At 64.1% G+C, this 13,559-nt stretch carries 11 protein-coding genes; 4 read left to right on the forward strand and 7 right to left on the reverse strand.

Annotated elements, in window-relative coordinates; genetic code table 11:
• Positions 1–29: 29 nt before the first annotated feature.
• Positions 30–221 carry a hypothetical protein gene (locus AC0Z42_RS03940; protein WP_485466941.1) on the reverse strand — a complete coding sequence of 64 codons (192 nt, stop codon included), beginning with the start codon at positions 219–221 and terminating at the stop codon, positions 30–32.
• A 145-nt stretch (positions 222–366) separates the two neighbouring features.
• Between AC0Z42_RS03940 and AC0Z42_RS03945 the strand changes: the two genes are divergently transcribed.
• Positions 367–1,458, forward strand: coding sequence for a transketolase-like TK C-terminal-containing protein (locus tag AC0Z42_RS03945; protein ID WP_485466942.1), 1,092 nt, complete (start codon positions 367–369; stop codon positions 1,456–1,458).
• Positions 1,459–1,465: 7 nt separating this feature from the next.
• Here AC0Z42_RS03945 and AC0Z42_RS03950 read toward each other — a convergent pair whose 3' ends face one another.
• Complete coding sequence (locus tag AC0Z42_RS03950) at positions 1,466–1,909, reverse strand: MarR family winged helix-turn-helix transcriptional regulator (RefSeq protein WP_485466943.1); 444 nt, start codon at positions 1,907–1,909, stop codon at positions 1,466–1,468.
• A gap of 141 nt (positions 1,910–2,050) precedes the next feature.
• Between AC0Z42_RS03950 and aceE the strand changes: the two genes are divergently transcribed.
• A complete protein-coding gene (aceE, locus tag AC0Z42_RS03955; protein ID WP_485466944.1) occupies positions 2,051–4,723 on the forward strand; it encodes a pyruvate dehydrogenase (acetyl-transferring), homodimeric type in 2,673 nt (890 codons plus the stop codon).
• 18 nt (positions 4,724–4,741) lie between these two features.
• A complete protein-coding gene (gstA, locus tag AC0Z42_RS03960; RefSeq protein WP_485466945.1) occupies positions 4,742–5,368 on the forward strand; it encodes a glutathione transferase GstA in 627 nt (208 codons plus the stop codon).
• A gap of 64 nt (positions 5,369–5,432) precedes the next feature.
• Here the strand turns inward: gstA and AC0Z42_RS03965 are convergent, their stop codons facing one another.
• Entirely contained in the window at positions 5,433–7,028 is a 1,596-nt protein-coding gene (locus AC0Z42_RS03965) for an aminotransferase class V-fold PLP-dependent enzyme (protein ID WP_485466946.1), read from the reverse strand.
• A gap of 83 nt (positions 7,029–7,111) precedes the next feature.
• The gene (trpS, locus tag AC0Z42_RS03970) at positions 7,112–8,185 is read right to left on the reverse strand and encodes a tryptophan--tRNA ligase (RefSeq protein WP_485466947.1); all 1,074 of its coding nucleotides are present in this window, start codon (positions 8,183–8,185) and stop codon (positions 7,112–7,114) included.
• A 299-nt stretch (positions 8,186–8,484) separates the two neighbouring features.
• On the opposite strand from trpS, the gene AC0Z42_RS03975 reads away from it, so the two are divergent.
• Positions 8,485–10,434 (forward strand): CocE/NonD family hydrolase, encoded by a 1,950-nt coding sequence (locus AC0Z42_RS03975; protein WP_485466948.1) that lies wholly within the window; start codon positions 8,485–8,487, stop codon positions 10,432–10,434.
• 11 nt (positions 10,435–10,445) lie between these two features.
• On the opposite strand, the gene AC0Z42_RS03980 is transcribed toward AC0Z42_RS03975, so the two are convergent.
• The 3 genes from AC0Z42_RS03980 to AC0Z42_RS03990 form a co-directional block, all read right to left on the reverse strand.
• Positions 10,446–11,288 (reverse strand): EamA family transporter, encoded by an 843-nt coding sequence (locus tag AC0Z42_RS03980; protein WP_485466949.1) that lies wholly within the window; start codon positions 11,286–11,288, stop codon positions 10,446–10,448.
• Positions 11,289–11,294: 6 nt separating this feature from the next.
• Positions 11,295–12,116 carry a substrate-binding periplasmic protein gene (locus tag AC0Z42_RS03985; protein ID WP_485466950.1) on the reverse strand — a complete coding sequence of 274 codons (822 nt, stop codon included), beginning with the start codon at positions 12,114–12,116 and terminating at the stop codon, positions 11,295–11,297.
• Positions 12,117–12,244: 128 nt separating this feature from the next.
• The gene (locus tag AC0Z42_RS03990) at positions 12,245–13,528 is read right to left on the reverse strand and encodes a TCR/Tet family MFS transporter (protein WP_485466951.1); all 1,284 of its coding nucleotides are present in this window, start codon (positions 13,526–13,528) and stop codon (positions 12,245–12,247) included.
• Between the last annotated feature and the right edge of the window lie 31 nt (positions 13,529–13,559).

Below are 13,559 nucleotides of genomic sequence, written 5' to 3' on the forward strand. Positions count from 1 at the left end.
CCTTGCGCGCCACCAGATTCTGGCCTGCGCTAGCCGCTGACCTTCGCCGCTACCGCCGATGCATGGTTACGCGCCAGCGCCTCGATGATGGCGGCGAGGACAAGAGGCGAAGCGTCGGCGCCGAAATGGATCTCGTGCAGCTTCTTTGCCTCCGCGATTTGCGCTTCGGCGAGTTTGACGGCATAGGCCATGCGAGCCGCTTCCGGTGGGGTCAGGATCATGGTTTCCTTGGTTCTTCGTTGCGGTGGAGAATATGGCGCTTGCGGCGCCAATTGATTGCAACTACAATCATTGCAAATGCAATCGTATCGGCTGGCCGCATTTTGCGCAAGCCTTGCGCTGCGCCAAAGCCATCAGGGAGCTCACATGCAGTTGACCATCATCACGCCGCCGTTGCCTGCTGCCGCCACGCGCCGCTCGGCGGCCGCCTGCCTGGCGGCGCTGGCAGGGCAGGACATGCAGCGCCTGCCCGTCTCGCCGCTAGGCGCGCTGGCGGCCATCACGGCGCGCCTGCGCCAGGACCACCAGCTGGCTGGCCATCTGCGCATTGTCAGTACGCGCGAGCGGGAAGCCGCGCCAGATGAGCCGGCACATGGCACGCCGCTGCAGGCCAGCGCCTGGCAGCTGCGCTTTGGCCGTGCAGGCCAGGCCGAGACGCCGCTGCTGTATCTGGTGCGGGCAGAGTCGGTCGATGCCCTGCGCGCGCTGCTGCAGGCATCGTGCGGGCGCGGCATAGTCTGCAACGACGCCGAGGCCGGAAAAGCATGGACGCGCTGGCCCAAGGGCGTGCAGCCTGCCTTGCCTGCGTGGCTGGCTGCGCAACCGGACTGCATGCCTTTCGATCCTGCTTCGGGCGCAGAAGCACGCGCCATATTGGAAGGTGCGCTGCGGGCGCTGTACCTCGATCACGATCCCGGCTTTTATTATCTCGCTACCAATGATGCAGAGGTGGCGCAAGGCCGCGCCTTGTCGGCGGATGATGCGGCTGCGGCCTGCCAGGGCATGTACCGCCTGCCGTCAGCCCATAGCGACAGGCCGGCGCAGGTGCGCCTGTGCGGCGCCGGCAGCACGCTGGCGTCGGCCAGCGGTGCGGCCGCGCTGTTGTGGCAGGATTGGCAGGTGGCCGCCGAGGTGTGGAGTTGTCCCAGCTACACGCGCCTGGCGCGCGAAGCACGCGAGGCCGGGCACTGGAATCTGTGCCATCCGTCGGCGCCACCGCGCAGCGCGCATCTGCAACGCTGCCTCGGAGACAGCGCGGCGCCAGTGGTGGCAGTCAGTGGTTATGGCCGGCAGATCGCTGGCCAGATCGGCGGCCATCTGCGCGCCCGCCTGGTCGCACTCGACCTCGATGCCGATGCATCCTGGATGGCGATTGCGGCGCTCAGGGCGCTGGCCGACGAGGGCAACTTCGATACCCGGCGCCTCGTGCAGGCGCTGCGCCAGTACGGTTACGCATGAGGCGGCACTATGCCAGCTCGCGTGTCGCGCCGGCGGCGCGTTCCAGCGCGGCGTACAGGCTTGAGCGCTCGTCCGCGCTGAACTGCGCCAGGAACAGGTCGGCCACCGTGGCCTGGTAGACCTTCCACATTTTCTTGCGCAGTGCGCGCCCCGCAGCCGTGATCGATACAAACGCGGCGCGGCCATCTTCGCTCGAGCGCGAACGTGTCACCAGGCCGTCTTTTTCCAGCCGGTCGACCAGCCGCGTCAGGTTGTAGCGTTCGATGGCCAGCGTATCGGCCAGTTCATGCATGCGCCGCGAGCCGTCACTGCCGCTTTCCAGGCCCCACAGCACGTCATACCACGCATAGGCGGGCAGGCCCGCGGTGGCCAGCCGGCGTTCGATCTCGCGGATCATCAGGCGGTGCGTGCGCACGAAGGAGAACCACAGGTCGGGGGTAGCTGCTGACATGGGAGGTACCTTTCAATTCAATTATCGTTGCAAATGCAATTATACCGCCATATAATTGGCCGCATGACGATTGCAAATGCAACTATTGCGTTTGCAATTATCCTGTCTGTCTTTCAATGCTTTCCCCTCAGGAGATATGCCATGTCCTTACCCCTCACGCTGCCCGACGCCGATCCGCAGGAAACCCGAGAATGGCTCGAATCGATGCAGGCCGTGGTCGCGCTGGAAGGGCGCCCGCGCGCCCACTATCTGCTCGACCGGCTGGTCGATGCCGACACTGCGCAATACGGCGGGCTGCACGGCCGCGTCACCACTGCCTATGTCAACAGCATCGCTACCGAGCGCCAGCCTGCCTATCCGGGCGACCCGGGCATCGAGCGCAGGCTGAACGCCTACATCCGCTGGAACGCGATGGTAATGGTGCTGCGCGCGGCGAAACATTCGAACGTGGGTGGCCACATCGCCACCTACCAGTCGGCGGCAGTGCTGTATGACGTCGGCTTCGATCATTTCTTCCGCGGCCGCAGCGAGCAGTTTGCCGGCGACCTGGTCTACATCCAGGGCCATTCGGCGCCAGGCATCTACGGGCGCGCCTACCTGGAAGGGCGCATCAGCGAAGCGCAACTGGACAACTACCGGCGCGAGGCAGGGCGCGATGGCCTGTCTTCGTATCCCCATCCGCGCCTGATGCCGGACTTCTGGCAGTTTCCCACCGTCTCGATGGGCCTGGGACCCTTGACCGCCGCCTACCAGGCGCGCTTCATGCGCTACCTCGAGTACCGCGACCTGACACCGCACCAGGGGCGCAAGGTATGGGCGTTTCTCGGCGACGGCGAGATGGACCAGCCCGAATCGCTGGCCGCCATTTCGCTGGGCGGGCGCGAAAAGCTTGATAACCTGATCTTTGTCGTCAACTGCAATCTGCAGCGCCTCGATGGTCCCGTGCGCGGCAACAGCAAGGTAATCCAGGAACTGGAAGGCACCTTCCGCGCGGCCGGCTGGAACGTCATCAAGGTGATCTGGGGCAGCGGCTGGGATGCGCTGCTTGCGCGCGACGCCAGCGGCCTGCTGCGCCAGCGCATGATGGAGTGCGTCGATGGCGATTACCAGACCTTCAAGTCGCAAAACGGCGCCTATGTGCGGGAGCACTTCTTCGGCAAATATCCCGAGCTGCTGGCGCTGGTGGCCGACATGTCCGACGACGATATCTGGAAACTTGCGCGCGGCGGACACGACCCTGAAAAAGTGCACGCGGCGTATGCCGAGGCGATGCGCACGCAAGGGCGCCCCACTGTGATCCTGGCAAAGACCGTCAAGGGCTACGGCATGGGCGAGGCGGGCGAAGGCCAGAACATCAACCATCAGCTCAAGAAAATGAGCCTGGACGCGGTGCGCGCCTTCCGCGACCGCTTTGCGCTGCCCGTCAGCGACGAGCAACTGGAAGAGATGCCCTACCTGAAGCCGGCGCCGGGCAGCGAGGAAGCGCGCTATTTTGCTGCGCGCCGCCAGGCGCTGGGCGGCCATATCCCCGCCCGTGACGCCCGCGTGCCGGCCTTGCCGGTGCCGCCGCTGTCGGCCTTTGCCACCCAGCTGAAAGACAGCGGCGAGCGCGCTTCGTCCACCACCATGGCCTTCGTGCGCATGCTCGGAACCCTGCTGAAAGACCCGGCGCTGGCCAAGATCGTGGTGCCCATCGTGCCGGACGAATCGCGTACCTTCGGCATGGAGGGCCTGTTCCGCCAGATCGGCATCCATTCCTACCAGGGCCAGCTGTACACGCCGCAGGATGCCGGCCAGCTCAGCTACTACAAGGAGGCGAAAGATGGCCAGATCCTGCAGGAGGGGATCAATGAGTCGGGTGCGATTTCGTCGTGGATCGCAGCCGGTACCTCATACGCCAACCATGGCCTGGCCACCATCCCGTTCTATATCTTCTATTCGATGTTCGGCCTGCAGCGCGTGGGCGACCTGGCCTGGGCTGCCGCCGACGCGCGCACGCGCGGCTTCCTGCTGGGCGCCACCTCGGGACGCACTACCCTGATGGGCGAGGGCCTGCAGCATGACGATGGCCACAGCCATGTGCTGTTGTCGGTGATTCCCACCTGCGTCTCGTACGACCCGACCTATGCATACGAACTGGCCGTGATCATCCAGGACGGCATGCGCCGCATGTTTGCCGAACACGAGGATGTCTATTACTACATCACGCTGCTCAATGAAAACTACCCGCATCCGGCGATGCCGGCAGGTGCCGAGGCGGGCATATTGAAGGGGCTGTATCTGCTGCACGAAGGCGCGGCAACGGAGAGCGCCGCGCCGCGCGTGCAGCTGATGGGCAGTGGTTCCATCCTGCGCGAAGTGATCGCCGCAGCGCAGCTGCTGTCGCAGGACTTCGGCGTCGCCAGCGACACCTGGAGCGCCACCAGCCTGACCGAGTTGCGGCGCGACGGCATGGCGGCCGAGCGCTGGAACCTGTTGCACCCGGCCGATGCGCCGCGCGTGCCCTACGTGCAGCAGTGCCTGACGGGCCGGCAGGGCCCGGTGGTGGTCGCCACCGACTACATGAAAATCGTCGGCGACCAGGTGCGTCCGTTTGTCACGGACCGGCGCTTCGTGAGTCTTGGCACGGACGGCTTTGGCCGCTCGGACACGCGCGAATCGCTGCGCACCTTCTTTGAAGTGGACCGCCATTTCATCGCGCTGGCGGCCCTGAAGGCGCTGGCCGACGACGGCGTGCTGCCACGCAGCGTGGTTGCCGAAGCGATCGCAAAGTACGGCATCGATGTCGACAAGCCCGATCCCGCATCCATCTGACTGTTGAGGAGTGAACTCATGAAACTGTATTACGCCACCGGTACCTGTTCGCTGTCGCCCCATATCGTCGCCCTCGAAGCGGGCATCGGGCTGCAACTCGAACGGGTCGATATCCGTGCCATCCCGCGCCTCACCGACACGGGCGCCGACTACGCCCGCATCAATCCCAATCTGTACGTGCCTGCGCTGGAACTCGATGACGGCACGATCCTGCTGGAAGGTACAGCCATCGTGCAATACCTGGCCGATCTTGCGCCGGGCAGTGGCCTGGCGCCACCGACCGGCAGCGTGGCGCGGGTGCAGCTGCAGTCCTGGCTGGGATTTATCGCCACCGAACTGCACAAGGCGTTCAGCCCGTGGCTGTTCCATCCGGAATATGGCGCACAGGCGCAGGACGTGGCCCGCTCGCGCATCGCCGCGCGGCTCGATTACGTGGAGCGACAGCTGGCCGATGGCCGCACATTCCTGCTCGGCGAGCAGTTTACCGTGGCCGACGCGTATTTGTTCACGATCCTGAACTGGTCCGACCTGGCCCGGGTCGATCTGAGCGCCTTTGCGCAGGTACGGGCGCTACTGGCGCGTGTCGGTGCGCGTCCTGCGGTGCGGGAAGCGATACGGGTGGAAGCATCCCGCGCAGCCGGGTAGCCGCTGGATTGAAATCTGCCAGCCCCTGCCGTTGCAGGGGCTTTTTCATGGCCTGGCGCTGGCGTCAGCCGTCCAGTTCCAGTTCACTCGCCAGCGCCTGGCCGATGGCGCGCTGTTCATCGAGAATGGCGCGCAAATGATGCGGCCGGGTATGCACATTGCTCATCACCACGCGCAGCACATTGGTCGGGCCAGGGTAGCGCGTCGATTCAAGCACGGTGCGTGACACAAAGCTGCGGCCTTCGGCCTTCTGGCGGTTCTGCAACTTGGCGTTGAGGGTATTGAGCTGCTGGTTCAGCGCCAGGGCCGCGTCGCTGTCGCCACTGGCCAATAGCAACTCCATGCGCTGGCGCAGGCGTGCCGGTACATGGCGGTAAGTGAGGATGAAGGTGTCGGAACGGGTGACCAGTTCAAAGTCAGGCTGATCAAGCAGCAGGGCCTGGAACTGGCCGCTCAAAGTGGCTGCCTGTTGCAGCAAGGTGGTGTAGCCGGACACGCCCAGCACCTTGAACGAGGTCCACAGTTTCAGTGCGTCGAAACGGCGCGAGCCTTCCAGCGAAGTCTGGCCCAGGTCGCCGGAATTGTCGCGCAGGATGTAGTTGGCATTATGTTTCAGCAGGTTCAGGCTGGCGCGGTCCTTGAACAGCACCATGCTTTGCGCCATCGGCACCCACAGCAGTTTATGGCCGTCGATCACCACCGAATCGGCCAGATGGATGCCCTCATACAGCGGGCGGAACTGCTCGGCCACCAGCAGCGCGCCGCCCCAGGCCGCATCGACATGGAACCAGATCGCTTCGCGCGCGGCAATCGCCGCCATCGCCGCCAGCGGGTCGATCGCGCCGGTTTCCGTGGTTCCCGCGATGCCGATCATGGCAACGATCCTTATCTTGCGTGCTTTCAGGTCCGCAATCGTGGCTTCCAGTTGTTTGACATCGATGCGGTTGTCGCGGTCGACCGGCACCAGGTGCAGCGCCGCTTCGCCCAGGCCCAGGGTGGCCAGGGCTTTCTTGACCGAATAATGGCTGCGCGCCGAGCCGATCACGGCCAGGCCGGCGTGGCCGGACTCCTGCATGGTGGCAAACAGGCCGCGTTTCCTGGTGCCCGGCAACTGGTGTTCCAGCGCCACCGCCAGCGCCGTCAGATTGCCCATGGTGCCGCCGTTGACCACATTGCCCAGCGCGCCGCTGGTGGCCGCCATCGCATCCTTGTAGACCGCGTCAGCGTGCCGGTACACCTGGCGGTGCAGCCAGCCCAAAATCTGCTTTTCAATCAGCGTCGACACATACGCCGTCTCGATCTTCACCTGGTTCTGGTTCAGCGCGGCCGTAAACGCTTCGGCCAGCACGCTGACCCAGGGCAGCGCCTGCGTCATGTGGCCGATATAGCGCGGGTGGTTCAGCTGGGCCGTATTGGCCAGCACGGTACTGTCCAGCTCTTGCAGGAAGTCGGCCACGGGCATGCCGTGCGCGGGCGGCCGGGTATCAAGCAGCTGCGTCAGCAACTGCTCGAACGGCACGTGCGGGTACGGCACCTCGCGCGCGCCGGCCAGCCAGCCGCCCAGCATGGCCAGCGCCTGCTGCAAGGGCGCGGGCGCCTGCTGCAGCGCATCGATGGAAAAATGCTGCTGCAGCAGTTGTTCGATAGGAGTGTCGCTCATTGTTTCAGTTCGTGACCCCAAGACAAACGCCGGGGTCAGACCCTGAGGGTCTGACCCCAGGTCTTGTTGTTGGGTTGATTGCATCAGAAATAGTTCAGGCCCAGTGCCGACTTGACCTCGTCGGCCGTGCGGGCCGCCACTTCGCGCGCGCGGAACGTGCCTTCTTTCAGCATCTGGATGACTTGCCCCTTGTCCTTGGCGAATTCTTCGCGGCGGGCGCGGATCGGCGCCAGCATTTCCTGCAGCACCACTTCCAGGCGTTTCTTGACGATGCTGTCCCCCAGGCCGCCACGCACGTAATGGGCTTTCATCTCTGCCAAAGCGGCTTTTTCCTGGTCGAACGCGTCCAGATAAATGAAGGCCACATTGCCTTCCAGGTGGCCGGGGTCGGCCACGCGCAGGTGCAGCGGGTCGGTATAGACTTTTTTCACGGCGGCCGTGATTTCTTCCGGCGTGGCGCCCAGGTTAATGGTGTTGCCGAGCGACTTGCTCATCTTGGCCTTGCCGTCGATGCCGGGCAGGCGGCCGATTTCCGGCACCAGCGCCTTGCATTCCATCAGCACTTCGCGGTGGTACATGCGGTTGAAGCGGCGCACGATTTCGTTGGTCTGCTCGATCATCGGGATCTGGTCTTCGCCGACCGGTACCACGCCGGCCTTGAAGGCCGTGATGTCGGCCGCCTGGCTGGCCGGGTAGGTCAGGAAACCGGCCGGAATATCGCGCTCGAAGCCGCGCAGGCGGATTTCTTCCTTGACGGTCGGGTTGCGTTCCAGGCGCGCCACGGTGACGATGTTCAGGTAGTAGAACGTCAGTTCGGCCAGTTCGGGAATCTGCGACTGGATGAAGACGGTAGTCTTGGCGGGATCGATGCCGACGGCCAGGTAGTCGAGCGCCACTTCCACCACATTGCGGTGCACCTTGTCGATATCGTCCATATTGTCGGTCAGCGCCTGGGCGTCGGCCAGCATGATGAACTGCTTGTAGTCGTGCTGGTAGGTGACGCGGTTGCGCAGGCTGCCCACATAATGGCCCAGGTGCAGCGGGCCGGTCGGGCGGTCGCCCGTCAGGATCACCGATTGCGAAGCAATGGCGGCGGCCGACAGCGGCGCGGCGGCTTCCTGACTGTCGGGAGTATCGGGGGTATTTGGCAAGCTCATCAAGTTTCCTTTCGAGCCGCCTTGTCGGGATGATCCAGGATTTGCCTGTTACGCCACCGATCGAGGCGGCGTTGATCAAAATCACATCACTATGCAGTGGCCGCGCGGAGTGAGCGGGACCACCAATTCGGGCAGGCGTGTTGTGACTGGATAAAATTCATGGCGGTATGGTTGCAGTTTGACAGCGGTCTGTCAAGCTGACTGCCAATTTAGTTGAACGCGCCATCTTCCTGCCACACTTGTGTTGAGAGTATTATTGCCCGTTGGCTAATTTGCCCATCCTTGAAACTGGAGTCACCATGCGCCTTGCATCACCCGTCCGGCTTGCCTGCCTTGCCCTCATCGCGACTTTGACCGCGCCCGTGCTGGCACAAACACCGCCGATGACGCCCGATATCGGCAGCAAGCTGCTCATGCCGGACCTGAACGACTACGTCAAGCGCGTGGTAATGATCCCGATGCGCGACGGCGTCAAGCTGTACACGGTGATCGTGGTGCCGAAGGGTGCCAAGCGCGCGCCGATCATGCTGACGCGCACGCCGTACAACGCCGCGCGCCGGGCCCAGCGCGTGAACAGCCCCAGCATGCTGGCGACCCTGCCGCAGGGCGACGATACCCTGGTGGAAAATGGCTATATCCGCGTGTTCCAGGATGTGCGCGGCAAATATGGTTCCGAGGGCGACTATGTGATGACGCGCCCGGTGCGCGGCCCGCTCAACAATACCAAAGTCGACAATGTGACCGACGCCTGGGACACCATAGCCTGGCTGGTGAAAAATATCCCGGAAACGAATGGCAAGGTCGGCATGCTCGGTTCTTCCTACGAAGGACATACGGTGCTGATGGCGCTGGTCGATCCGCATCCGGCGCTCAAAGTGGCGATACCGATGAGCGCCATGGTAGACGGCTGGCGCGGCGACGACTGGTTCCACAACGGCGCCTTCCGCATGCCCAGCCTGGGCTACCTGGCGGGCCAGACCAGCGTGCGCGGTGGCGGCGAAGCGCCGGCATTGGGCGTCTACGACGATTACGAGGCCTATCTGCGCATCGGTTCGGCCGGTGACTTTGCCAAAAAATTCGGCATCGACAAGCTGACCTACACCAAAAAACTGTTCGAGCATCCGGCCTACGACAGCTACTGGCAGGAACAGGCGCTCGACAAGATCCTGGCCAAACGGCCGTTGATCGTGCCGACCATGCATGTGGTGGGCCAGTGGGACCAGGAAGATATCTACGGCCCGTATGCGACCTATGCGGCGATGGAAGGCAAGGACAAGCTCAACAACCTGAACTACCTGGCGATCGGCCCATGGCGCCACAGCGGCGTCAACTATGAAGGTTCCTCGCTCGGGGTGCTGAAATTCGACGGCGACACGGCGCGCCAGTTCCGTGAAAAAGTCATGCAGCCGTTCCTGAACCAGTATCTGAAGGACGATGCGCCGCAAGCGAACACGGCGCCAGTGGTGTCCTACCAGAGCGGCACCAATCAATGGCAGCGCCTGCAGCGCTGGCCGCTGGCCTGCGACACCTGCGACACCAAACTGACGCCGATCTACCTGCAGGACGGCTACCAGCTGGGTTTCAATGCGCCGGCCGGCGCGCTTGATGCCAGCGGCGCGTATGATGAATACGTGGCCGACCCGGCCAAGCCGGTGCCGTTCGTGGCGCGCCCGGTGCGCCTGAACGATGGTGATGTGTGGAAACCGTGGCTGGTCAGCGACCAGCGCAGCTATGCCGACCGCACTGACGTGCTCAGCTATGTCTCGGCGCCATTGAAAGAAGCCGTGCGCATCGCCGGCGCGCCGGTGGTCAACCTGTTCGCCAGCACCAGCGGCACCGACAGCGACTGGGTGGTGAAACTGATCGACGTGTATCCCGATGAAGTGCCGTCGCAGCCGGCCATGGGCGGCTACCAGCTGGGCGTGGCAATGGACATCTTCCGCGGCCGCTACCGCGACAGCCTGGAACACCCGAGCGCGATTCCATCGGGTAAAGTCGAGCGCTACCGCTTCGCGCTGCCGAACGCCAACCACGTCTTCCTGCCCGGCCACCGCATCGCCGTGCAGATCCAGTCGAGCTGGTTCCCGCTGTACGACCGCAATCCGCAGACCTTTGTGCCGAATATCTTTTTGGCCCAACCAGCGGATTACAAAAAGGCCACCCAGCGCGTATATCACGCGGCGGGCGCGGGCAGCGCGGTCGAGTTGCCGATCATCTCGGCCGAAGAAGCGGCGCAGGTGGCGCGCTAGGCGCCTGCGGATCAGGCTGATCGCATCAGCACGGCGCCTGCTGCGATCAGGGCGATGGCGAGGCAGCGGCGGGTGCTGATTTTTTCGCGCAGCACGACCAGGGCGATGATGCTGGCGAACACGATCGACGTCTCGCGTAGCGCCGCGACGGCGGCCACGGGGGCCTGCGTCATCGCCCACAACGCCAGGCCGTAGGACGCCAGGGTGCCGAAGCCGCCAGCGAGCGCCACACGCCATTGCGTCCTTGCGTAGCTTGCCAGGGCATGGCGGCGGCGCATCAGCGTCCAGCACAGCAGGCCGGCGCCATTCAAAACGAAGATCCACATCGTATAGGCGGCTGGCGCGCCGGACAGGCGCACGCCGATACCGTCGATCAGGGTATAACTGGCAATCACACAGGCGTTAAGCAAGGCAAAGGTTGTCGCGCGCGCCGTGTTGTTTGCCGCATGGCGAGAGGCCAGATATTGGCCGAGGATGCCGGCGCAGATGCAGACGATAGCCGCCACTTGCATCGCGGACAGCCGTTCGCCGAGCAGCGGCCAGCTGGCCAGCGCCACCATCAGCGGCGCGCTGCCGCGCATCAATGGATAGGCGTGGCTCATGTCGCCGGCCCGGTAGGCGGCCGACAGCAGGCTGTAATACGCGAGCTGGGCTACTGACGAGGCGGCCAGCCAGGGCCAACTGGCCAGCGCCGGCGCGTCCAGCCAGGGCAGGGCAAGCAAGGAAATGCCAGCGGCGCTGGCCGACACCAGCACGGTAGTGAGGAAGATATCCTTGCCCGCCTTGACGATGGCATTCCAGCTGGCGTGCAGCAGGGCCGCAAACAGCACCACAGCGACGACGAAACCGGACACGAATCCTTAGCGCGGCCGTATGCTCATGGAAAGCAATTCGGCGCGGTGGTTGCGCTGGAAGCTTTCCATCAGCGTACCCGAGCGGGCGGCTTTTTCCAGCAGTTCGCGCAGCACCGCCTGGTCGGCCGCGCTCAGCGACTTGCGCGAGACATACGCGCCCGAGAGGCCCCACGGCAGTTCGGGCAGCGCTTCCAGGCGCAGCCGGTCGGCCAGGCCCAGCACGCGCGCATCGTTTTGCACCGCCCCCGACAGAATGGTCGGATTCATGATGGTGGCGTCGATAAAGCCGCTTTGCATCAGGCGCGCAATCGACAGGGCGTCGACTTCGTAGAACAGCCGGCCCTGGCTGCTCAATTCCTTGGCCAGCGCCTGGTAAGGGTGACCATAGTCGTAGCCGCGCACCAGCGCCACGCGCAGTTCGCGCCGTTCGATCAGTTCCTGCATGCTGGTGACGGGTTCGCGCGCGCCTTGCAGGGAAATGAGCAGCGGGCGGTTGCCCAGCAGGGGGATGAACAGGCCGTGCTGGTCACGCCGCGGCGTGCTGCTGGCCGGAATCAGGATGTCGGCCTTGCCGGTCTCGAACAAGGCTTCCAGGCGCGCGCGCGGCACCACGCTGAAGATGAAATTGCATCCCATCTTTGCACCCAGGCTGCGCAGGAGCTCGGGATAAATGCCGCTGACCGTGGTGCCTGCGCCGACCACGCTGGCGCCGATCTGCGACACCGGCACATGGATATCGCGCGAGCAATTCGCCCACGCCAGTGCAGGCAACGCCAGCGACAATGCGGCCGCGGTACGGCGCCAGGCGCTGCAATAAAAGTCAGTCATACCCATCCTTGCTTGCCATCGGCTCGCGCTTCGGTAAGGCGCGGCCATTTGCGGTTTATCTGCGATGTTGTATCTGATTGTATCGCATTTTGTCTCTATATTGCCTCATGGCAATGTTGTGCGGCGGTCTATTTTGTGGCGGAAACCGCAAGGCCCGTGTCGCGCCGCGCCTTGAAGTAACGCCAGGCCACGAACATGCCCAGGGTCTGCATGATGGCGCAGACAAAAAAGGTGCTGCCGATACGCCAGTCGTTGGCCGGCAAATGGCTCACTTCGCCAAGGATGAGGCTGCCCAGCAGCGGCATGATGATGATGCCCAGGCTGCTGATCGACTGCAAGGAGCCCATCAGTTCACCCTGTTCGCCGGCTGCCGATCCCCTGGAAATAATGCCCTGCAGGGCGGGGCCGGCCGCGAACGCCAGCAGGTTGCACAGGATTAGCGCATACATCATCCAGCCCTGCGTGGCCAGGCCATACAGCAGATAGGTGATGGCGCCGGAGGCCATGCCCAGCAGCGACAGGCGCACTTCGCCCAGGCGCTTGATCAGGATGCCCAGCAGGCCCGCCTGTACCACCGCCGCGCACAAGCCCACGCAAAACAGCGCGATGCCGTTCTGGCGCGGCGTCCAGTCGAAGCGGAAGTGCGTGTACAGCACCCAGGTGGTGTTGAGCATCATTTGCGCAAACGTCATCAGGCCAAAGGCCAGCACCAGGCCACGGATTTCCACGCGGCGCGCCAGCTTGACCAGCGCGGCGAAGGGGTTGATGCGGGCCAGCGTGAACGGCGTGCGCGGGCCAGCCGCCAGCGACTCGGGCACGAAAAAATAACCATAGATGAAATTGGCCGCCGACAGGCCGGCGGCGACAAAAAATGGCAGGTGCAGATTGATATCGCCCAGCAGGCCGCCCAGCATCGGGCCGCAGATAAAGCCCAGGCCGAAGGCGGCGCCGATCTTGCCGAAGCTTTTGGCGCGGTTGTCCGGCGTTGAAATATCGGACGCATAGGCCGACGCGACCGACATGCTGGCCGACGATACGCCGCCGATAATGCGGCCGATAAACAGACAGGCCAGGTTGGGCGCCCAGCCGGTGGCGAGGAAGTTGACGCACATGCCCGCCATCGAATAGAGCAGCACGGGGCGGCGCCCGATTCGGTCGCTGATGGCGCCCAGCATGGGCATGAAGATAAATTGCAGCAAACCAAATACGGCCGCCATGATGCCGTACCACATCGCTTGCTGGTCCTTGCCATCGACAAAGTCGCCGATCAGGATCGGCAGCACCGGCACCACCAGGCCGATGCCCAGCATGTCGATGAACACGCAAACGAGGATGAAATTGAGATTGCCGGCGCGCGCGGGTGCAGCGCGCGAGGGCGAGGGCGATGGTTCGGGCGTGGCGTGGTCGGTCATGCAAGCTTTCGGCGCTTGCCGCGTTGCCATA

This window comes from Janthinobacterium sp. 1L-D-8-B-C4, from assembly GCF_057291295.1.